The sequence below is a fragment of the Acidaminobacter hydrogenoformans DSM 2784 genome, assembly GCF_900103005.1.
GTDB classification, from domain to species: domain Bacteria; phylum Bacillota; class Clostridia; order Peptostreptococcales; family Acidaminobacteraceae; genus Acidaminobacter; species Acidaminobacter hydrogenoformans.
The window spans coordinates 87820-108488 of the sequence record NZ_FMWL01000005.1 but is presented as its reverse complement, the minus strand read 5'-3'; the positions used below and the strand labels follow the sequence as shown (position 1 = coordinate 108488).

The 20669-nt window shown below is 48.7% G+C and carries 19 protein-coding genes; 4 read left to right on the top strand and 15 right to left on the bottom strand.

Annotated features, from left to right (window positions below):
• Window positions 1-47: 47 nt before the first annotated feature.
• From BLP63_RS06810 to BLP63_RS06795, 4 genes are all read right to left on the bottom strand, one after another.
• The gene (locus tag BLP63_RS06810) at window positions 48-1046 is read right to left on the bottom strand and encodes a tripartite tricarboxylate transporter substrate binding protein (RefSeq protein ID WP_092590159.1); all 999 of its coding nucleotides are present in this window, start codon (window positions 1044-1046) and stop codon (window positions 48-50) included.
• A gap of 68 nt (window positions 1047-1114) precedes the next feature.
• The gene (locus BLP63_RS06805; protein ID WP_092590158.1) at window positions 1115-2599 is read right to left on the bottom strand and encodes a tripartite tricarboxylate transporter permease; all 1485 of its coding nucleotides are present in this window, start codon (window positions 2597-2599) and stop codon (window positions 1115-1117) included.
• A gap of 10 nt (window positions 2600-2609) precedes the next feature.
• Entirely contained in the window at window positions 2610-3086 is a 477-nt protein-coding gene (locus BLP63_RS06800) for a tripartite tricarboxylate transporter TctB family protein (protein ID WP_092590157.1), read from the bottom strand.
• 24 nt (window positions 3087-3110) lie between these two features.
• Window positions 3111-4259, bottom strand: a complete 1149-nt coding sequence (locus tag BLP63_RS06795) for a 2-methylaconitate cis-trans isomerase PrpF family protein (RefSeq protein ID WP_092590156.1) — start codon at window positions 4257-4259, stop codon at window positions 3111-3113.
• Window positions 4260-4730: 471 nt separating this feature from the next.
• Between BLP63_RS06795 and BLP63_RS06790 the strand changes: the two genes are divergently transcribed.
• Entirely contained in the window at window positions 4731-5456 is a 726-nt protein-coding gene (locus BLP63_RS06790; protein ID WP_092590155.1) for an IclR family transcriptional regulator, read from the top strand.
• 220 nt (window positions 5457-5676) lie between these two features.
• Here BLP63_RS06790 and BLP63_RS06785 read toward each other — a convergent pair whose 3' ends face one another.
• The 6 genes from BLP63_RS06785 to BLP63_RS06760 all read right to left on the bottom strand — a co-directional run bounded on the left by BLP63_RS06785 (window position 5677) and on the right by BLP63_RS06760 (window position 10872).
• Window positions 5677-6315 (bottom strand): iron-sulfur cluster assembly scaffold protein, encoded by a 639-nt coding sequence (locus BLP63_RS06785; protein ID WP_092590154.1) that lies wholly within the window; start codon window positions 6313-6315, stop codon window positions 5677-5679.
• A 1-nt stretch (window position 6316) separates the two neighbouring features.
• Window positions 6317-7492, bottom strand: coding sequence for a cysteine desulfurase family protein (locus BLP63_RS06780; protein WP_092590153.1), 1176 nt, complete (start codon window positions 7490-7492; stop codon window positions 6317-6319).
• An 11-nt stretch (window positions 7493-7503) separates the two neighbouring features.
• The gene (locus tag BLP63_RS06775) at window positions 7504-7923 is read right to left on the bottom strand and encodes a DsrE/DsrF/DrsH-like family protein (RefSeq protein WP_092590152.1); all 420 of its coding nucleotides are present in this window, start codon (window positions 7921-7923) and stop codon (window positions 7504-7506) included.
• Window positions 7924-7963: 40 nt separating this feature from the next.
• Window positions 7964-8185 carry a sulfurtransferase TusA family protein gene (locus BLP63_RS06770; RefSeq protein WP_092590151.1) on the bottom strand — a complete coding sequence of 74 codons (222 nt, stop codon included), beginning with the start codon at window positions 8183-8185 and terminating at the stop codon, window positions 7964-7966.
• Window positions 8186-8598: 413 nt separating this feature from the next.
• Window positions 8599-9717, bottom strand: coding sequence for an alanine dehydrogenase (gene ald, locus BLP63_RS06765; RefSeq protein ID WP_092590150.1), 1119 nt, complete (start codon window positions 9715-9717; stop codon window positions 8599-8601).
• A gap of 162 nt (window positions 9718-9879) precedes the next feature.
• A complete protein-coding gene (locus BLP63_RS06760; protein ID WP_092590149.1) occupies window positions 9880-10872 on the bottom strand; it encodes an SGNH/GDSL hydrolase family protein in 993 nt (330 codons plus the stop codon).
• Between the two features lie 479 nt (window positions 10873-11351).
• Here BLP63_RS06760 and BLP63_RS06755 point away from each other — a divergent pair, with 479 nt between their 5' ends.
• The 3 genes from BLP63_RS06755 (at window position 11352) to hcp (ending at window position 15254) form a co-directional block, all read left to right on the top strand.
• Entirely contained in the window at window positions 11352-11897 is a 546-nt protein-coding gene (locus tag BLP63_RS06755; RefSeq protein ID WP_092590148.1) for a hypothetical protein, read from the top strand.
• A 262-nt stretch (window positions 11898-12159) separates the two neighbouring features.
• Window positions 12160-13263 (top strand): GerMN domain-containing protein, encoded by a 1104-nt coding sequence (locus BLP63_RS06750; RefSeq protein ID WP_092590147.1) that lies wholly within the window; start codon window positions 12160-12162, stop codon window positions 13261-13263.
• 281 nt (window positions 13264-13544) lie between these two features.
• Complete coding sequence (gene hcp, locus BLP63_RS06745) at window positions 13545-15254, top strand: hydroxylamine reductase (protein WP_092590146.1); 1710 nt, start codon at window positions 13545-13547, stop codon at window positions 15252-15254.
• A gap of 237 nt (window positions 15255-15491) precedes the next feature.
• On the opposite strand, the gene BLP63_RS06740 is transcribed toward hcp, so the two are convergent.
• The 5 genes from BLP63_RS06740 to accB form a co-directional block, all read right to left on the bottom strand.
• Window positions 15492-15983, bottom strand: a complete 492-nt coding sequence (locus tag BLP63_RS06740; protein ID WP_092590145.1) for a hypothetical protein — start codon at window positions 15981-15983, stop codon at window positions 15492-15494.
• Between the two features lie 515 nt (window positions 15984-16498).
• Window positions 16499-17452: an acetyl-CoA carboxylase carboxyltransferase subunit alpha gene (locus BLP63_RS06735; RefSeq protein WP_092590144.1), complete on the bottom strand. Its 954-nt coding sequence runs from the start codon at window positions 17450-17452 to the stop codon at window positions 16499-16501.
• Window positions 17442-18470, bottom strand: coding sequence for an acetyl-CoA carboxylase, carboxyltransferase subunit beta (gene accD, locus BLP63_RS06730; RefSeq protein WP_092590143.1), 1029 nt, complete (start codon window positions 18468-18470; stop codon window positions 17442-17444). Before accD ends, BLP63_RS06735 begins: the two co-directional genes overlap by 11 nt.
• Before the next feature lie 2 nt (window positions 18471-18472).
• Complete coding sequence (gene accC / locus BLP63_RS06725) at window positions 18473-19852, bottom strand: acetyl-CoA carboxylase biotin carboxylase subunit (protein WP_092590142.1); 1380 nt, start codon at window positions 19850-19852, stop codon at window positions 18473-18475.
• Complete coding sequence (gene accB / locus BLP63_RS06720) at window positions 19849-20355, bottom strand: acetyl-CoA carboxylase biotin carboxyl carrier protein (protein ID WP_092590141.1); 507 nt, start codon at window positions 20353-20355, stop codon at window positions 19849-19851. Before accB ends, accC begins: the two co-directional genes overlap by 4 nt.
• Between the last annotated feature and the right edge of the window lie 314 nt (window positions 20356-20669).

The window sequence follows — 20669 nt, the reverse complement described above, 5'->3', positions numbered from 1 at the left end:
AAGCTTCCCGGGAGACAGGCTCATAGGAAGCTCTTTTTATACGATAATTATTCGAGAAGTCCAATCTTCTTGAGCAAAGGCTCTACCATTTCAACATCGCTTAAGTATTGTTGGGTGAAGTCATCCATATTTTTGTAAACTCTTCCCTCTCCCAAAGTCGTCGCTCTTTCAAGATAGCTGTCACTCATGATTAGTTTTTCGAGATTGACATTCAAATAGTCAAGTATTTCCTGCGGTGTGCCTTTTGGTGCGAAGACACCCCTCCAACTTGTAGTCACTGCATCAAAGCCTTGTTCGACGAAAGTCATTTCATCAGGATATTCAGCTACTCTTTCAGGCGCTTGAACACCAATCAGTTTCATTTCACCAGCCTTAAGCTGCTCTGCTAAGGAAGTCGTAAAACAGCTTACCACATCAATGTGACCGCCAAGAACTGCAGCAATACCTTCTGCGGTACCATCATATGGCACTTCAACGACAAGGTCCTGAATGCCCATAGCATTAAAGGCGTTCGCACCGCAAATATGCAGAGAAGAGCCAATACCCGGAAAACTCCATGTTAATTTGCCAGGATTTGCTTTTACCCAATCAACCAACTCTTGAGCATTGCTATAAGGTGCATCTGCTTTGACGGCAAGTACCGGTGCAACTGTACTGCATTGAGCAATGCCAATCAAGTCTTCTGCAGCAAAGTCCACATCACCCATAGCAACAGTGGCAGGCAGTGAAAATGTATGATAAAGAAGTGTATAACCATCCGGCTTAGCCATCGCAGCATAGTTCGCTCCAATCGCGCCACCAGCGCCAGGTTTACAGACAATACTTAGAGGTTGGCCCAAATATTCCTGCGCGTCCGGAGAAAGGAGTTCTGCCGCCAAATGCGTGCCCCCGCCTGCTGCATAAGGCACTATCAATTCTATTGGTTTAGTGGGATAGTCAAGTTTAGTTTCACTCCCTTGACTGCCTTGAGCATTATCAGTTCCTGTTGAACATCCGGTAAGGATTAGCGCAAAGATCAAAAAAAGTATCGAAAAATATTTTTTCATGTTGAGTACCCCTTTCAATTTTGTTCAATGAGTGACTCCCGTGTTGATAACAGATCAGAAAAAGTGATCTAAGTCGTTGCATTGCTTTTTAAATTGCTTCGGATCATTAATGCTGTCGCAACAATTGAAATAATGATCAAAGATACCGCCAAAGGACGAGTAAAGAAAATTTGCCAACCTATTTCAGGATCAAGCAATAAACTTCGTCGAAAATTTGACTCCAACTGCCCGCCTATAACGAATGCTATAATCATTGGCGAAAGAGTATATCTGAATTTTCTAAGAAGATAACCAACGACACCAAAGATCAGCATGACATAGCATGAAAAATAGTCAGATCTCGAAGCATATGTACCAATAAAACAGATTAAGAATACCATTGGCAATAGGATTGATTTTCTAACTGTAACTATCTTTGAAAATACAGGAATACCAAAAGTACCAACAATCGCTAATGCTACTATCGCAAATAGCAGCGCAAAGTAGATGGTATAAACATCAAACATATTCTCCACAAAGAGCATCGGACCCGGTTTGATACCTTGAGCGATAAGCGCGCCAACTAGAATGGCTGTAACGACATCGCCGGGAATACCCAGTGTCAGCATTGGCACCAGCGCGCCTCCACAAACCGCATTATTGGCTGCCTCGGCAGCTGCAACGCCATCAATAACGCCTGTACCAAAGTCTTCAGGGTGTTTTGATCTTTTTTGAGCCGAAGCATAGGCCATAAAACTGGCAGTACTGCCTCCTATACCGGGAAGAATTCCAATCAGCGCTCCAACGACTCCCGATTGAACCATGTTAAACATTTGACCAAAGTACTCTTTTAGCGTGAGACTTTCCTGCAACTTTCCTATAGCTTCTACCTTCTGATTTAACAGACTTCTCCCTGTACCAAGTTGAACAAGCAGCTCAGAAACTGCAAATGCTCCAATAAACACGGATAATGTATCGACACCATCGGCTAATCCAAGCAGTTTGAAAGTTAAACGCTGACTGCCGTATATTGGATCTAACCCGATTACCGACACGAGTAAACCAATCATACCAGCAATCAAACCTTTGAGCATAGATTTGCCTGAGATCCCTGCAATGAGCGCCATTGACAACGTCATTAATCCAAAGTATTCCGGTGGGCCAAACATCAAAGCTACTTTTGCAAGTGGTTGAGCTGAGAGAAGTAGAATAAAGATTCCGACGACCCCACCTGTGCAGGAGGCGTAAAGTGCAACTTGAAGCGCCTTTTTGGTCTGTCCCTTTTGATTCATTGGATAACCATCCAGCATCGTCGCAGCCGCACTCGCAGTACCTGGTGTATTGATCAGAATCGCTGAAATTGACCCCCCCATCATTGCCCCTTGATAAGCGCCCATCAATACAGAGATTGATGTTACCGTTGGCATATATAGTGTTATTGGCAATAGAAGCGCAATAGTCATACTAGGGCTTATTCCAGGCATTGAGCCTCCAACAATTCCTGCGAAAACGCCCAGGAAAAGACCAATGATTGGCTGGATAGACAAAAATTGTGACAACACTTCTGCAATCATACTATCCCTCCTAAATTCCAAAGATTCCTGCAGGGAAATTGATCCGCAGAACCTGAGTAAATATTAAAAACAGCACTACTGGATATGTAACGGAGAGTATTAGATTTAATAGTTTTTTTTCTGAGCCAAATAACCATAAAGTAAAGAACATAAACGGAATAGCAGCAACAACAAATCCCAATTTAGGAGCCAAAATCAAGAAAATTAGGCCCGACAGTAAAAAGAGAAAATGCGGAAAGTATGATTTCAGCATGATCTTATATCCTTTAAAACTGCCGCCTTCCTTCTTCAACGCCCGATATTCCATTATAAAACCCGCAATCGAGAGAACAATAAGGATTCCAGTTATCAGTTGAGGGAATACCTCCGGACCTATGTCTACATTTGCTCGTTGTTTGATGAAATTTGGGATAATTAAGAATTCCATAAATATACCAAGAATAATAAGTAAAGCATAAAACAACAGATTGCCTTGTCTGTCTTTCATTATTTCACCTCCTCAGAATACTTTTCATCCAATCCGAGAATACGGTATATACACTTGTCCGTCCAGAATTTTTCTTGCTGTTCGGTAAACCCCCTCTTTGATTACTGTTTCATTTTCCTTATCTACTGACACCTCCATTGGACCATATGGATGTCCGATAATTAATGTATTACTATCTTTAGCTCTTTGACTGATCGCATCATGTACAACCGTACCCTGTATGCTGGCTGCTGCACCAGTACTGATGGCGCCTGTTATCATATAAGCCCTATGCATCTTTTGCATGGATGCCAGTCTCGATACAAGATCTACCTGGTGTGCTTCAATAAGGATTCCCTCTGGGTTGATATAGTCTTGAGGCGGACTGACGAAACCAATTTTAGGATACGCAGGGCTCTTAGCTGTAGCAACAGAACGATCTGATACAATGCCAATCATTTCAGCAGCAATACTTCTGACTTCTTCAATTATTGCAAGCACTTTTGGCATACCCTCTACTTCTACAGGCAGTTCAGTTCCTTTAAGTCCGAGTTCTTCCGCGATCATGTACACAACTGGATTACCGGCATCAACAATTGAAATGGTATATAAGCCTTTTTCTCCTAAATCAATTCGATCCTTAACATTTCCAGTTGGAAGCAGTTTTCCTGTAATAGATCCTGCCGGATCGAAAAATTCAATTTTAATTTTCGGCCCAGTACCCGGAACTCCTGGTATACTATAATCCCCATCCACTATCACTTTCCCATCTTTCACTTGATAGGTTGCGTGGATGATCTTTTGCGAATTTGTATTAAAAATCCTAACGGTTGTTGTCGGTTCTGTTACTTTAAGAAGGTTTTGCTCAATTGCAAAGATCCCTACACCAGCTGTTAAATTGCCGCAATTTCCCTTCCAATCAATAATTGGCTTATCTACACTGACTTGACCAAAGGTATAGTCGACATCCGCATCTTCTCTTATAGATGGTCCTATAATACAGACTTTACTTGTCAGAGAATTCGCGCCGCCCAATCCGTCAATCTGTCGTAAATCCGGACTTCCAAAAACTGATAGAAGTATTTGATCACGCATTGCGCCTGCAGGTGGTATTGAACTTTCGAGAAAAAAGATGCCCTTGCTTGTTCCTCCGCGAATTATCGAACAATTCAACGTTATCGAATCTCTAATCATATTTCCCTCCTAATTCGTCGTAAATAGAAATCGTTTCTTTTTGTAGCTCAAAAGTACCATGATTTATGCAAAGTGTCAAGGTTTCATTTCTGCAGAATGAAAACGATTTGTTAATTAAGATATCAAAACCATCGCCTATTAGTTTAAATCATTCGCTCTTTTCGTTATTTTTAGTTATTTCATTATGTTTTCGTTTGTTTCTGTTTATTTGAAGATTTTATGATTCATAACAGACTAACAGAAAATCATTAAAAAACAGAAATCATTTCCGTCTAACAGAATTTTTTTAAAAGAACTTCTATCTTACTGCTGGGCGATTCTATTGAAAATAGATTCAATTCCTATAACTTTTTAAATCAAAAATTGCATTTGAGTTTAATTTTTAAATATTCGCAACGCCTATAAAAATTGCGGAGTATTTCTATTTGTGTTACAATGCTTACACAAATTAGAAAAAGGAAGTAAAGGACTATGAAGAATGAATCAACTGTTAAGTCTATAGAGCGAGCACTTATGATTTTGGATTGTTTTACTAAGCAAAGACCAAGTCTTTCCTTGGTAGAAATTTCAAAATTGATTGACATGTACCCTAGCACAGCTTCAAGAATAATTTCTACGCTTGAAAGTATGGGGTATCTAAAACGCAATGAAAAATCTTTAGAATATAGTTTAGGTTACAAATTAGCTAACCTCGGCTCAATATGCTTATCCGGCGAAGATCTGAGAACTATAGCAAGGCCGTTCCTTATCAATTTAAGAAATAGGTATAATGAGAGTGTAGGTTTATACGTTGTCAATAAAAATCAAAGGGTTTGCATTGATTGTGTCCCAAGTACACAACCTCTGCATCGCGTTATCGACATTGGTACCAGAATGTCTATGACACGCGGCGCTTCAGGAAAGCTTTTACTTGCATATATGCCTGATTCCATTATTCAGACCTTTCTTTTAGAAGATCCATCGCTCTCACTTAAACAGCTTGAAGAAATAAGGCAGCTTGGCTATTCAGTGAGCATAAACGAACAGGAACAAAACTTGACATCAATCGCAGCACCAATCTTTAACGCAGAGCACGAAGTCATTTCTGCCCTGTTTATTTCCGGACCATCCTTTAGATTGAGTATAGAAAAGATTGAGGAAATTGCAATGAAAATGAAAGAAACCGCAAGAGAAATATCTATTATGCTAGGTTATTAAGTTAGTTTATATAGGTTAATTTGACAAATACACTGCTTCTAAACACAAAACACAACACCCCCGTTCTGTTTTTCTCTGTCACTGGGCATAGTTTATAATCATTTGTCACAAGTTCTTGATTGTAGTACTTTATGCGCAAAAATCAACAAAAATCCAAAATGGTCATGACCAGCAGAATAAACACTGCTGATCATGACCATTTTCACTTAGCTATAACATTCTATGCCGTAGCAAACTCAATAACCACCTGTTTCACATCCCACAAATTCTCAAGCCTCTCTTTCGCTTCCTCCTTGATCGTTGCCGCGAATTGATGGTCTTCAGGCAGATCCACCACCACGCGAATTACACCCTCACTGATCGCAATATCCCTGATCAGATTCGTCGCCACCACATCCAAGCCCTTCATAGGGTTCATGACCCGTCTCAATTTCTTTCTGACAATTTCCTCCGTTGTCGGTTCCAAATTTGTGACCAGGCCATGCTTTTCTTCGTAATTCAAAATGGCACTCCTTAAGCATTCCACCGCCAGCACCGAGCAATGCGCTTTGATGGACGGCAGTCCACCCAGGGCCTGTGACGCCTCTTGCCACGTGATGCTTTTCGCTTCCTCCAGCGTTTTGCCCTTGGCCATTTCCGTGATAATCGAGCCCGTCGCAATGTTGGAGGCGCAGCCATAGGACTCAAACTTGATGTCCGTGATTTTTTCAGTCGCCTCATCTACCTTGATATAAACCGAGACCATGTCCCCGCATGCCGGGCTGCCTTCAGACGCTTTACCATCCGCATCCTCAATTCTCCCGACATTGCGCGGATTTTTGAAATGTTCCAAAACTATATCATTATAAGGAAAAGCCATTTTACACGCCTCCCTGTTTCCCTAAAGGACTGATCTTTCTCAAATTCTCAACAATCTTTGCCAAAGTCTCCACCACCAGGTCAACTTCCTCCATGGTATTATATCTGCCAAAAGTAAAGCGAATGGACCCGTGGGCTCGCTCGTGATCCCCGCCTATCGCCATCATGACATGGCTGGCTTCCAGCGACCTGCTGAAACAAGCTGAACCCGTACTCACCGCAATCCCATACATGTCCAGGTGCAGGGTAATGGACTCGCCTTCCACATGATGAAAGGAGAGGTTGGCATTCTGTGGGGTTCTCTTCTGCGGATCCCCATTCAGCGTCACCAAAGGAATTTTAGCGACAACCTGTTCAATGAGCTGGTCGCGCAGGTCTTTGAGACGCGCGTTTTCTTCTTCCGTCACCAGCGAAACCGCTTTGGCAAACCCCACGGCGCCGGGAATATTCTCAAGGCCCGCCCTCAGGTTGAATTCCTGAAAACCACCATCGGCAATTTTCTCAAGAGGCGTTCCCCGCCGCACATAAAGCCCGCCAATGCCCTTCGGACCGTGAAGGGTATGGGCGCTGACCGTGATCAGATCCACCTTGATGCGCCGGACATCCAGTGGCAGCCTGGTAAAGGTATGGGTGGCATCCGTGTGAAACAGCACATTCTTAGCACTGCAAAGCCTGCCGATGGTCCCAAGATCCTGCACCGTACCAATCTCATGATTGGCATGCTGAACCGACACCAGAATGGTATCCGGTCTCAAAAGCGACTCCAGCTGGTCAAGCCTCACAAAGCCATAGTCGTCCACATTCAGATAATCCACTTCAAAGCCTTGTTTTTCAAGAGCTCTCGCGCTTTGCAGAACAGGAAAATCTTCAATTTTCGAGACAATGATGTGCTTGCCTTTCTTGGTCCCAAGTGCCTTGGCAACGCCTTTCAGCGCCAGATTGCTGGATTCTGTACTGCCTGACGTAAAGATAAATTCCTCAGGGTCAGCGCCTAAAACACTCGCGATGGCGGCTCTGGCTTCCGCCAACGTCTCTCTTGCCTCAAGACCCTGGGAATAGCCAAATTCCGATGTTGCCACCGCATAATTCTCAAAATAGCACGGTGTCATAGCTTCAAACACGGCTTCATCCAGTCTCGTCGCAGCCGCGTTATCCATATAAATTTTATTTTCAGTCATAGTTTTCACCCTTAGATTAATAACGTAATGGCGGATTCTCTGGCTTCCTGGATATAGGTTCCCACAGCGCCATATTGGTCAATAATGTCTTCATTCAAGTCACTTTTCTTAACACCCATAATTTCCATAGTCATTTCACAGGCAATAACTTTGCCGCCAAGCTCTTTATAGTCCGCCATAAGCCGTTCCAGAGAGGCGACATTGGCTCTGTGCATCCTGTTTTTGATCATTCTCCGTCCAAGTCCAAAGAGATTCATTTTTGATAACGGCCCTTTGCTTAAGCCGCCTTTTTTCAGTCGCAGCAGTCCCCAGAACGTAAAGTACAGGGACACTTCCATCCCCATAGACAAAGCGCCGTTTGCAACGATTAAGGCGCTGTACATTTTATCGAGATCTCCGCTGTGAACAATAATAGTCGCCTTTTCAGCCATAGTGACATCCCCTTTTCATTATACCGGCTGAAATTCCTTTCTATTTTTGCAGCTTGATGGTCCAAACCTCTCCCTGCTGTTCTTCGCTGATGATTTTCACGTTCAAGGCATCGGCCGCCATTGGAATTTCCTTCAGAGATGCCGGGTGGGTTCCAGTGATTTCAATGATATCCCCTTCGGCGGCTTTTCTAAGTGCTTTGCGCATTTCCACCAAAGGAATTGGGCACGTTTCGCCTCTGACATCGACCTTTAATTCCGACATTGAACAGGCCCTCCTTTCTGTGTGGGGTGTTGAACAGGTGTGGTTACATCCATAAAGTTTATTTGAACCCATTGAAGGGATTATAATTGACTTACTACTCATTAATTTATACCCATTTATATTCATATAAATTAGTATGATTTAATTAAATTTTAAAATTTATCTGGAAAAAGAAGCTGCCAGCTTCTTTTTATGGCGTCTTTTTATGGTGTCTTCTAAAGTGACCAGGGATGGAAGAAGCCCCCTTGCATTTGCAATGGGGGCTTGGTCGTCCTTATTGCTTTTCAGGTGTGACTCTTAAACATAGATTAGCAATTTACAAAGCTATAGTTAATATTGCGTCTATTGACCATTTCCAATGGTCCAGTCCAATACGCTCATTAATCACCCAAGACAAACACTTCCAAGGTATGCTATTTTTTTACAGAAGCATAGTCGACATATGGCATGCCCAAGCTGTCCGCGACACCTTGATACACAATGTTCCCAAGGTAGACGTTCAAGCCCTTCATCAATGCTTTGTTTTCTTCAACCGCCTGTTCCAAGCCTTTGTCCGCCAGCATCAAGCCATACGGCAGCGTGGCCGCTTCAAGAGCAATGGTCGATGTTCGCGGCACCGCACCTGGCATGTTGGCAACGGAATAATGTACCACACCATATTTTATATAGGAAGGATTGTCGTGAGTCGTTACTCTGTCGATCGTCGCAATGGAACCGCCCTGATCTATTGCCACATCTACGATAACAGCGCCGTCCTTCATTTTCTTTACCATATCTTCACTAACCAGCTTCGGCGCTGCTTTACCAGGAATCAAAACGGCACCAATCAGCAAGTCCGCCTTTTCCACCGCTTCCTCAAGATTATGTTCATTAGAGGCCAGCGTAGTTACGCGACCGTTGAATACATCATCAAGATAAGCCATTCTGGCCGCGTTTGTATCCAATATGGTCACTCTGGCACCTAGTCCCACTGCCATCTTCGCCGCGTTTGTGCCCACATTGCCTCCGCCTATAATCACAACTTCAGCAGGCGCTGTACCAGGGACACCGCCTAGAAGAATACCTAAACCACCATTTAATTTTTGAAGAAGCGTCGCGCCAATTTGAACTGACATCCTTCCCGCGACTTCGCTCATTGGTGCCAAAAGTGGAAGGGCACCATTATCCAACTGAACGGTTTCAAAGGCTATACCTTTGATCTTCGCCTTCAGCAGCGCTTTGGTAAGTTCCGCAGCCGGCGCGAGGTGCAAGTAAGTGTAGAGGATCTGCCCTTCTTTGAACAGCTCGTATTCTGGAGGCAGTGGCTCTTTAACCTTGATGATCATTTCCGCATCCGCGAAAAGCTGTTTGACATCTGAGTAGATTTCACATCCGACAGCCTCATACTCTTCGTCACGGAAACCGCTGCCTTCACCCGCATGGGTTTCCACAATAACCTTGTGTCCTCTGCGGATATAGGCTTTTGCGCCACCAGGGGTCATTCCAACTCTGTTTTCATTATTTTTGATTTCTTTTGGTACACCTATTATCATCTATACACCTCCATATTATTTTGGCAACCATTGACCATACGCTCAAAGATCACACCTGAGTTTACAAACTTTCATCAATGTCATTTCACACGCCTAACCGTGATAGTTTCCAAAATTGGTCCCGAAAGGTCAATAAATGTCATTCAAACTTTACTCTTCTTATCATTGGAAAGCTCTAGGATTCCTGACCTTCATAAGTTCTTCAAAGATCAGCTGATGGCCGATGGTCGTTGGATGCGGATCTATCAGAACAGGCGGCATCATCATACCTGCATCCATCCAGGTCAACCTGAAAGCCACCGCATCCGGCTCTTTTCTGAAAGCATTGGCGACATTGGCCAGCATGGCTCTGTTTTGAGTCATTCTCATGGCCATATTCATAGGGCGAACCAGTGCCTCATAGCGCTCGAACAGCGCTTCGCAGTCGTCTTTCTCAATAGGATTGTAGAGGGTCATGGCAATGATATGGGCTTCAGGATTCAGCAGCTCAATCTGATCCAGTATGGCTGGCCAATCCTCTAAGAATTGAGCGGTTCTGGTTTCGAGGAACCATCCTAATGATGGATAATCAGAGCTTAAAGCGGACATGACAAACGCCTGGAGATTTGCATTCCAATTCGCTTCTCCGCCCGCAATGATTGCAGCCATCAAATCATTCTCATCGTCAACGCCAGGTTCCAGATCATACATGTCAAATACTGACGCAATAACCGGGGTCAGCAAATTGTTCCCACCAATGCTGATGGTGATGACGTCCGCTTGTGGTATCAGATTTAACAATTGTACTTGTAATGCATAGTGGGGATCTGTCATGCTTGGTAAAAATTCATTATTAAGTGCCTTTAACAACTCTATGCTGTCAAGACCAGGAAATCCGAGATTATATGCTCCGTCATCCCAGGTATATGGCGGCATTGGCAATTCAGGAATTGGCGAATAAAATCTGAATAAATTTTCCTCCCCCAAATACCCTGCGTACTGCGCAAAGTAGTCCTCTTCATTTGGCAGCGCACTCAGCCCCGCCGCAATCGAATCCCCAATATTCAGGTACTTGAGCCCTGCTTCAGCTTCCGCCTTCTCAGCAAACGCCTGCGCCGGCATCAATGAAAACAGCAACATCAAAATCATCAGAATGGTAAGTAATCTCTTTTTCATGATAAAATGCCACCTCCAATTATCTACAATCGTGAGAGTGTCCACCTTTGATCCATTCGCACCATCCGCCTCTCATACACCATAAAAACGCTCGCAAAAATAAAACCGACCATCTTCGGTCGGTTACGCCCCAGCTCGCTCAAGAGTATTGGCGTCCAGTCTGCCCCCTTGAGATCATCACTCCCGTATGTGTTAAAACAATATCTTTTAAGTATTTATTCCCCTTATAGCATAACTTTAAACATCTGCGACGGCGGGAAGCAGTGGGAATGATGTGACCATCGGCAGAAATAGTATTTGATGGGGAGTGGCCTGAGGAAAAGGCGCCTTCGGCCGATACCTGTTGCCCCATTTTCCTCTCGCGGTCCGTCCCAGTCCCCCACCACACATTTCCGCGTTTCCCCCGGCCACTTATGGGTATCAATGGTTTCAAAGGCTCAAAATCCAATCCATTTTAATTTGACAAAGGAGGCCTACACATGAGCACATTAATCGAGCAAGTCCCTGGTTTATACAGCATTTATAAACTCAATCTCTTGAGGCAGACCCCCGGCGTGGTGTTCGACCTGTTCCCGCTGGACATCATCGATTCCAAGATAGGTTCCATTGACCGGGTGCTCCACGAAAAAGCCGCCGTTTCCCCTGGCCCAGTCGGTGACGTGGAACGGCCATGGTATATGCACCCTTGCCAGGGGGACAATCTCATTGTCCTAAGCGGCACCCGGCATGTTGAAATCTTCACGCCGGCCCACGGGAAGGTCGAAAGCTTCACGGTAACACCTCACGCCGTTTATAAAAACGGGGAGCTGGTCTACGAGGGCGGCGCCCTGCTGGTCTGGCCGCAGTACGTGTTCCACAGGATTGTCAGCGGCGAGGAGGGCTCAGCGTCCATCAACATTGCGGAGCATTTCGAAGGCTTCGACATAGACACCAACTTCAGCATTTACGACCTGAACACCGAGACCGGCGAATACAAAGTCATCCGCAAGGGCTCGGACGACCAGACCAAGCCTGGGGATGTATAAACATTCACGCGACTTAAAACCCTAAAGACTTTTTTTTAGCCGATGGTCCCATAACCCCCACCACCTTCACCACCCCGCTCCACTTAAGAAAACACAACCAAATGTCAGCCCTCAGCCTCTGCCGGACAGCGTTGTCAGATAGAGGCTGATGTTTTGCCAACTTTCCAGAAGGGCAACTGATGGGAACCACCAGCAGCGCCCACTCGTCTAATACATAGCACCCTGTTCCCAATGCCATACAACACAGAAAGGAGCGTTTCCCATGACGTCCAATAAATTTGTTTTTAAAGGCTTGAAAGCCAGCACCCTCCTCATTGCCGCACTCCTCCTCTTCCTCCTGGCCTTCACCGGCTGCACCAAGCCCGAACCGCCCGCTGAGCCTGCAAATCCGCCTGCGGAGCGGCCTTCCGAGACAGAGGTCTTCGAAAAAGAAGCCCTCTCTGCCCTGCTGCCCTCCGAGACTGGCTACACCTGGATCTACAACGGCTTCGCGGAGTACGGCCACACCATGACCCTGGACGCGCTCATTGAGTCCGAAAACGAAAGCGTCTACGAAATCTCCGGCGACGTGGCGGACATGTCCGGCGGCGAGGGTAGCCTCGACACCGCCCTGACCATTAAGTACATCCTCAGCGGCAACACCCTCATCCAGGAAAAGACCGAGGAAATGATGCTGGACTCGAAGTTCGACCGGCTCACCCTTATTCAACTGCCTTTTGAAGCCGGCACCACCTGGGAGGACAGCGTGATCGACCCTGAAACCGGCGAAGCAGTCACCCTGAACAGCACCATAGAAGCCGCTGAAATGGTGGACGGCGCCATGCAGTACACTGTCCGCTATGAAGACACCGCTTCCAATTACTACGAGCTCCGCGTCCTTCGCGAAGGCGTTGGCGTCCTCTCCGTCGAGAAGCTGCTGCAGCTCAGCGAAAGCGACTTCCCAGCCTCCTACAGCCTCTACATGAGCGGCATGCTGGCGGAAGTGACCGTTGACCTCTATTTCGGAGCCCCGAATGCCGATGGTGTCCTGCCCGAATCCCGCACCCTCCTTGTTTCTGACGGCGCTGTCGCCAGAGCCGCAGTCGAAGCACTTCTGTGGGGACCACAGAGTCCTGACCTCTACCCAACTATTCCAGAGGGCACGCGCCTTCTCGACATCAGCATAGCAGACGGCACTTGCACCGTTGACTTCTCCCAGGAATTCCTCGACAACCACTCCGGCGGCAGCGCTGGGGAGCTGATGACCTTGGGCTCCATTGTTCAGACCCTCAAGCAATTTGACGGCATTGACAGGGTCCAGATCCTGGTGGAGGGCCGCATAGGCGAAACCCTGGGACACGTCATGCTGGATGAGCCGCTGCAGTAAAAAAGAGATAGAAAGTTGACATTTGTGCCGGACGGGGCGTTACGCTTGGTCCGGCATTTTTGTTGTCATAGCTCGAGATGGCTGTTTTGAAACTGTGGTGGACAGGTGACCATCGGCAAAAGTCCTAATCTTAAGTTTTATGACGAAAATTTATCAAAGAATTTTCACCGCCGTAACCTGCGTTACATCCTTTGCCCTCAAAACATGACACAATGAGTCCATAAGTTCTGATGCACAAATCCAAGCGCACTCAGCGCACAAACCGAAAGGGGTATAAAAAAATGTCAATGTTTTGTTATCAATGCCAGGAAGCTTCGAAGGGTACAGGCTGTAATGTTGTCGGCATCTGCGGCAAGCAGCCGGAGACCGCGAACCTTCAGGACCTGCTCATCTACACGGTCAAAGGGGTTTCCGATATTGTGGTCAAGGGCGGCCTTGACGCGAAGGACCTGGGCGAAGTCAACCACGAGGTTCTGAAGAGCCTGTTCATGACCATCACCAACGCCAACTTTGACGACGCGGCGTTTGTCAAAGACATCAACAAGATGATTACCCTCAGAGATAACCTGAGAGCTATGGTCGTCGCTGGCCCTCCAGCGGAAGCTGGCTTCTTCAAGAAGCTCCTGGGCCTCGCTAAAGAGACGCCTTCCAAGGGTATCCCGGTTTCCAGCCTTCATGACGCAGCGGTCTTCGTCGTTGGCTCAAAAGAGGAGATGTTGACAAAAGCGGCTGGCGTTGGCGTCCTCGCAACTGAAAATGAAGATATCCGCTCCCTCCGTGAGCTGATCATTTACGGCCTCAAGGGCTACGCGGCTTATGCGCACCATGCTCTGAACCTTGGCAAAGAGAGTGACGAGATCTATGCTTTTGTTTATGAGGCATTGGCAGCGACTTTGAACGACGGCCTCGGCGCGGACGAGCTTGTAGCGCTGACCCTCAAAACCGGCGAATACGGCGTTAAAGCAATGGCCCTCCTGGACGGCGCAAACACTTCCAAATATGGCAATCCTGAAATTACCCAGGTTAACATTGGCGTTAAAAAGAACCCTGCGATCCTGATTTCCGGCCACGACCTGGCAGACCTGGAGCAGCTCCTGGAGCAAACTAAAGGCACAGGCGTGGACGTCTACACCCACAGCGAAATGCTGCCGGCGCACTACTACCCGGCGTTCAAGAAATACGACAACTTCGCGGGCAACTACGGCAACGCGTGGTGGAAGCAGCTCGAAGAGTTCGAGAGCTTCAACGGCCCGGTCCTCTTCACGACCAACTGCATTGTGCCGCCTAAGAGCGACAAGGTCAGAGACCGCATCTTCACCACAGGCGCTTCCGGCTTCCCAGGCTGCACGCATATTGAAGCGGACGCAAATGGCAAGAAGGATTTCTCAGCGATTATTGCTATGGCTAAAACGCTTCCATCTCCGACTGAGATCGAGACTGGCACTATTGTTGGCGGCTTTGCTCACGAGCAGGTCTTTGCTCTGGCAGACAAAGTGGTCGACGCGGTCAAGTCCGGCGCGATCAAGAAGTTCTTCGTCATGGCGGGCTGCGATGGCCGCATGAAGGGCCGCGACTACTATACGGAATTCGCTGAGAAGCTTCCAAAGGATACTGTTATTCTTACAGCAGGCTGCGCGAAGTACCGTTACAACAAGCTGCCGCTTGGTGACATTGGCGGCATTCCGAGAGTCCTCGACGCCGGTCAGTGCAACGACTCCTACTCTCTTGCGCTCATCGCGCTGAAGCTCAAGGAAGTCTTTGAGCTGGGCGACATCAACGAGCTTCCGATTGCCTACAACATTGCGTGGTACGAGCAAAAGGCTGTCATCGTTCTCCTCGCACTGCTTCACCTGGGCGTTAAAAACATCCACCTTGGACCAACGCTTCCGGCATTCCTTTCTCCAAACGTGGCAAAAGTACTCGTCGAGACCTTTGGTATTGGCGGCATAGGCACGGCGGACGAAGACATTAAGATGTTTATGGGTGCTTAGTTTCTAAAGAGATTAAAAGAGTTTAAAAGAGTAGTTGGCCAATGGTTGCGCAAAGCATGCGCACACAGGCAGCAAAATGACACAGAAGTTGAACAGCCTCTTCCGGCAAATTGCGGGAAGAGGCTGTTTTTATTGTGCTTTTTGCGGTGTTGGGTGGAAGGCGCGACCATCGGCAGAGCTTTGCACTTAACGCCTTAAAGTGCTTTGCCGATGGTCACCCATCCCCACCACGCACGCTTACTCTAAAACCACAACAGGATTTGTGCGGTCCACAATGAACCAAATGCCATCCTTGGGGTTTCGCTCCAAAATCACATAGGATTCCAGTAAACCATCCGGTATAGCTGTTTTGCTGTGATCGAGTTCGCATTCGTACCTGACTTTAACGACAGCAAAATGCTCGTCGAGGTAGTCATCCGTCCAGCCGCGGCTTTTTGCGAACTCGCTGCCTTTATAATGCTCAATTTGACGCTGCGTCTCAAGCTCATCCACCTCGGATTTGATCACTTTCATGCTCAGGGTATAATCGGTATATTCCTCTTCAAGCCAAAGCATATAGTCCATTCGAACTACGTCCGACGGGTTCGTGGGATCATAATCATCATCAGGAATCGGATCCCCCTTTGGATACCAATAGCAGGAAGCTGCGAATATCGTAAGTAACGCAATGCAGACTAAAATAAGCAGCTTTTTCTGGAATAAATGGTTTAACGTGCTGCGACGGTTCACTTAAATCCCTCCAGACAATTTTTTCGGTTTGATAATCGATCAAATTCGCTTTTAAAGAAGTGGATTTCCCGCGATCAAAGATTCTGCCATATTGGGCGGTGGTGGGCGGTGGCGAGACCATCGGCAGAGTTTTGCACTTAATGCCTTGAGCATTTTACCGATGGTCGTCCTATTTCACAAACAATAGCATCATCCAACCTTTGCTGGGCCAAATTGCTCCTTGAAGGAAATTACCACGTCGAATACACAAATTCTTCCTCAATTATATCACATTGTAAATTTAAGTGTTTGTGTGGGAAATTTGATGTCAGCAAAAATTAAACGACCATCGGCAAGAGATTTAAAGCTTTTGATTGCTTTAATCCTGCTGATGGTCGTGTTTTTTGTCTCGTTTACTGTATAAAATCTGTTTTGAGGGTTTGGTGACGCGGACAAAAACAAACATGGTGCCTGTCACCAACTCAACTTCGTTGCCAAAGCTTAGTGTAAATTCACACTAACTCTTACTGAGTCGTTTAGTCCTCGTACTGCCCCATTCCTCGGTACTTGCCGTACCTGGCTTCGAGGAGAGCTTCCAGAGGCATCGCTCTCAACTCACTTAGTGTTTGTTTGATCCACTTGCCAGCCGCCTCAACGGTCTGAGCCTGATGGCGGTGGGCGCCGCCCAGGGGTTCCTCAATAATGGCATCAATGACGCCCAGGGCCTCAATGTCCCTGGCGGTCATTTTCATAACGGCTGCCGCCTCGCTGGCTTTTGTGGCATCCTTCCACAAAATGCTGGATAGGCCCTCCGGCGAGATCACGGAGTAAACTGCGCTGGACAGCATGGCGACCCGGTCGGCCACGCCTATGCCAAGGGCGCCGCCGCTGCCGCCTTCGCCAATGACCACGGAGATGACCGGGACTTTGAGACCTGCCATAGTGATGAGGTTGTTGGCAATAGCATGGCCCTGTCCCCGCTCCTCGGCACCCAGGCCGCAGTAAGCGCCGGCGGTGTCAATGAAGGTGATTACCGGTCGCCCAAACTTCTCTGCCTGCTGCATGAGTCGAAGAGCTTTCCGGTATCCCTCAGGATGGGGCATGCCAAAGTTTCTTCGTATGTTCTCTGCGGTGTCCCGGCCTTTTTGATGTCCTAAAACCGTGACCGGAATGCCTTCAAGCATGGCCAGGCCGCCAACCATGGCGGGATCATCGCTGTACGCCCGGTCGCCTTTGAGCTCAATGAAGTCGTCGAAGATGCCATCTATGAAGTCCAGGGTGGTAGGCCTTCCCGGATGGCGGGCGAGACGGACGCAGTCCCAGGCGGAGAGGCCGCTGAAGGTCTCGCGTCTGAGTTCAGATACCTTGTCTTCCAGCTTACGGATTTCCGCGCCGAGGTCCAGGTCATTGTCCTCAGAAAACTGGCGCAGTCCCTGGATCTTCTCCTCCAGTTCAAAGATGGGCTTTTCAAAATCGAGCTTATGAGACATGGGTGTCACCGCCCTTCGATTCTATGGTTACGGCCGCGACTGACACTGACGCGAATCCGTGAAGCTTCAGAAGCTGCTCGAGGGCCGCTTTCATTTCTGTTCTGTGGACAATTCGGTCGACGAAGCCCTTGTCGACGAGGAATTCTGCGCGCTGGAAACCATCGGGGAGGCTTTGGCGGATGGTCTGCTCGATCACGCGCTGGCCGGCGAAGCCAATGAGGGCCCCCGGCTCTGCCAGAATCACGTCTCCCAGCATGGCGTAGCTGGCGGTCACGCCGCCGGTGGTGGGGTCCGTGAGCACGGCAATATAGGGCAGGCCTGCTGAAGAGAGTCTCCCAAGGGCTGCCGAGGTCTTCGCCATCTGCATCAGGGAAAGGATGCCTTCCTGCATGCGGGCGCCACCAGAGGCACAGAAGCCTATGACGGGCAGACGGTTCTCTATGGCGGTCTCAACAAGGCGCGTAATGCGCTCTCCGGCGGCGCTGCCCAGGCTGCCCATCATGAAGTCGGGCTCCATGATGAAAAGCGCTGCGGGGATGTTGTGGATGCGGCCCGTGCCGGTCAGGACGGCGTCACCAGCTTCGGACTGCAAGCTGGCTTTGTCCAGTTTTTCCTGGTAGTCAGGGAACTTCAGAGGGTTTTTTGAAGTGACTTCCTGGGCTATGGGACTGAAGGTCTCCAGATCGAGGATCTGCGCCACGCGTTCCACGCTGGTGATTCTGCCGTGCTTGCCGCAGGCTGGACAGACTCTTAAGTTCCGTGCCCAGCCCTGCTTTGAATGGAGAGTGCCGCAGCCGGGGCATGCAACTTCATCCGGGCCTGGCGGGTTTTTGGTGGGGGACAGGGACACACCAGCGTCTGACTTTCCGGTGGGGGACTGGGCCCCGCCAGCATTTGTTGTTACAGCCGGTGTCTGGGCCACATGCGCGGTTGGGGACTGTCCCCCACCAGATGTCCATGCTTGGTTTGACAGCTCCAGTTTGACCCATTTCTTTCTTTTAAGAAAATCGAGCTTCATGGTTAAGCTCCTTTCGAATTCTGGTTCATGGTGAGAATCAACTCATCCAGCCTGGCTTCCAGGGTGCCTGTATGAAAGTCGCCGGACTGGAAGTCTTCCAGCTCAATGAGGTGCTTTTGAAATTCAAGGTTGGTCTTCATACCGGATATGATGGTCTCATCCAGGACCCGCTTCATGCGGTTCAGGGCTTCTGAACGGGTTTCTCCCCAGACAATGATTTTGCCCAGCATGGAATCATAGCAGTGGGGCACCTTGTAGTCCTGATAAATGAAAAAGTCATTGCGGACGCCAAAACCGCCTGCAAGATGGAGCGCTTCGACCGTGCCGGCTGCAGGACGGAAATTCTGCGCCGGATCTTCAGCGTTGATGCGGCATTCAATGGCGTGTCCATTCAGGCGAACTTCGTCCTGTTTGAGACTTAGGGCTTCACCGCCGGCAATGCGGATCTGGGCTTGAATGAGGTCAATGCCCGTGACCATTTCCGTCACAGGGTGCTCGACCTGGATCCGGGTGTTCATTTCCATGAAGTAAAACTCGCCCGTACTGTCGAGCAGGAATTCTATGGTGCCGGCACCTATGTACTGAACGGCTCTGGCGGCGTCTGCGGCGGCCTTGTAGAGACCTTGGCGCTGCGCTTCTGTCAGCGCCGGACACGGAGATTCCTCAACGACTTTCTGGTTGCGGCGCTGAAGACTGCAGTCCCGCTCACCCAAGGTGAGGATGTTGCTGTGACCATCAGCTAAAATTTGAACTTCGACGTGGCGGGGCTTCACAATTCGGCGCTCGAGGTAGACGCGGTCATCCCCGAAAGCGGCCTTGGCTTCGGATCTGGCGGTCTGCCAGGCGTTTTCAAGGGTGTCTGGCGACTCCACCACCCGCATGCCCCGGCCGCCGCCGCCGCTGGCCGCTTTGACCATCAGGGGGTAGCCAATTCTCTCCGCTTCGGCGCGCAGGGTCTCCAGATCCTCCACGGCGCCTTCAGTGCCAGGGACTACAGGGACGCCGGCCTTCTGCATAACTTCTCTGGCTTTCGCCTTGTCGCCCATCATGCGGATGTGCGCCGCCTCAGGACCTATAAAGCTCAGGCCGGCGGCGCGGCAGGCGTGGGCGAACTCGGCGTTTTCGGAGAGGAAGCCATAGCCCGGATGAATAGCGTCCGCACCGGTGGCCTTGGCTGCCTGGATCAAAGCGTTTGCGTTAAGATAGCTGAGCCGTGCGCTGGCGGGGCCAATGCAGAAGTCTTCATCTGCCAGCAGGACGTGCAGGGACTCCCGGTCCGCCTCGGAATACGCCGCCACGGACTGAATGCCCAGCTCTCGGCAGGCGCGAATGATTCTCACCGCGATCTCTCCGCGGTTGGCGATTAAGATTTTCTTGATCATCCCAGCCTCCGGATGCTGAAGAGCGGCTGGCCGTATTCGACAATGTCCTCGGGCCTTGCCAGGATCTGATCTACCACGCCATCCCACTCCGCCTGAATTTCATTCATGACTTTCATGGCTTCAATGATGCACAGGGTTTGACCTTTCTTGACCGTTTGTCCTGATGTGACAAACGGCGCTGCGTCTGGCGCCGGGGCGTTGTAGAAGACACCCACCAGTGGTGCTTTGATCAGGTCTTCAGGGGAAGCTGCAGGGGCGGTGGGGGCTGCTGTGGTTGCTGCCCCTGGAGCAGGTGCTGGGACTGGGGCTGAGTTAAGCGCTGCGACTGGCAATGATGCAGGAGCGCTTATGGACGGTTGGCTTATACCGTGGGTTTCAGCGAAAACAGGTTTGTCGGACTGCCGCTCGAGCACGAGGCTGAAGCCCTCTTTGGAGTAGGCCATTCTGGTTAAGTCCGTTGCGTTAAAAGCTTGGAGCAATATTTCTATCTCACGAGTTTCCATTTAGTACCTCCTACTAATATCTGATGTTGTTACCAATCAATATAGCATGAAGCGTCTGGGATGACAACGACAATTTATATAGAAGTACCACCTGGTGGAAAGTTGGGGTTTGTTTTGGGGTTGTGATGACCATCGGCAAAAACTGAAAAAGAGAAAGTCAGGAGCAGGTGCGCGGTCCGGCCCAGTCCCCCACCACATGTCCCAGTCCCCAACCACATGTCCCTGTCCCCAACCACATGTCCCTGTCCCCAACCACATGTCCCTGTCCCCAACCAAAATATCATTCAAAAAAATATGGCCGATGGTCGCGAGAC

Excerpts from the sequence above, each read along its gene's own strand:
- BLP63_RS06735 (WP_092590144.1), bottom strand. The coding sequence starts at position 17,452 with ATGTCTCATAAGCTCGATTTTGAAAAGCCCATCTTTGAACTGGAGGAG.
- BLP63_RS06805 (WP_092590158.1), bottom strand. The coding sequence starts at position 2,599 with ATGATTGCAGAAGTGTTGTCACAATTTTTGTCTATCCAGCCAATCATT.
- BLP63_RS06785 (WP_092590154.1), bottom strand. The coding sequence starts at position 6,315 with ATGGCTTTTCCTTATAATGATATAGTTTTGGAACATTTCAAAAATCCG.
- accB (WP_092590141.1), bottom strand. The coding sequence starts at position 20,355 with ATGGAAACTCGTGAGATAGAAATATTGCTCCAAGCTTTTAACGCAACG.
- BLP63_RS06800 (WP_092590157.1), bottom strand. The coding sequence starts at position 3,086 with ATGAAAGACAGACAAGGCAATCTGTTGTTTTATGCTTTACTTATTATT.
- ald (WP_092590150.1), bottom strand. The coding sequence starts at position 9,717 with ATGATAATAGGTGTACCAAAAGAAATCAAAAATAATGAAAACAGAGTT.
- BLP63_RS06810 (WP_092590159.1), bottom strand. The coding sequence starts at position 1,046 with ATGAAAAAATATTTTTCGATACTTTTTTTGATCTTTGCGCTAATCCTT.
- BLP63_RS06780 (WP_092590153.1), bottom strand. The coding sequence starts at position 7,492 with ATGACTGAAAATAAAATTTATATGGATAACGCGGCTGCGACGAGACTG.
- BLP63_RS06775 (WP_092590152.1), bottom strand. The coding sequence starts at position 7,923 with ATGGCTGAAAAGGCGACTATTATTGTTCACAGCGGAGATCTCGATAAA.
- BLP63_RS06755 (WP_092590148.1), top strand. The coding sequence starts at position 11,352 with ATGAGCACATTAATCGAGCAAGTCCCTGGTTTATACAGCATTTATAAA.
- BLP63_RS06790 (WP_092590155.1), top strand. The coding sequence starts at position 4,731 with ATGAAGAATGAATCAACTGTTAAGTCTATAGAGCGAGCACTTATGATT.
- accD (WP_092590143.1), bottom strand. The coding sequence starts at position 18,470 with ATGAAGCTCGATTTTCTTAAAAGAAAGAAATGGGTCAAACTGGAGCTG.
- BLP63_RS06750 (WP_092590147.1), top strand. The coding sequence starts at position 12,160 with ATGACGTCCAATAAATTTGTTTTTAAAGGCTTGAAAGCCAGCACCCTC.
- BLP63_RS06770 (WP_092590151.1), bottom strand. The coding sequence starts at position 8,185 with ATGTCGGAATTAAAGGTCGATGTCAGAGGCGAAACGTGCCCAATTCCT.
- accC (WP_092590142.1), bottom strand. The coding sequence starts at position 19,852 with ATGATCAAGAAAATCTTAATCGCCAACCGCGGAGAGATCGCGGTGAGA.
- BLP63_RS06795 (WP_092590156.1), bottom strand. The coding sequence starts at position 4,259 with ATGATTAGAGATTCGATAACGTTGAATTGTTCGATAATTCGCGGAGGA.
- BLP63_RS06760 (WP_092590149.1), bottom strand. The coding sequence starts at position 10,872 with ATGAAAAAGAGATTACTTACCATTCTGATGATTTTGATGTTGCTGTTT.
- hcp (WP_092590146.1), top strand. The coding sequence starts at position 13,545 with ATGTCAATGTTTTGTTATCAATGCCAGGAAGCTTCGAAGGGTACAGGC.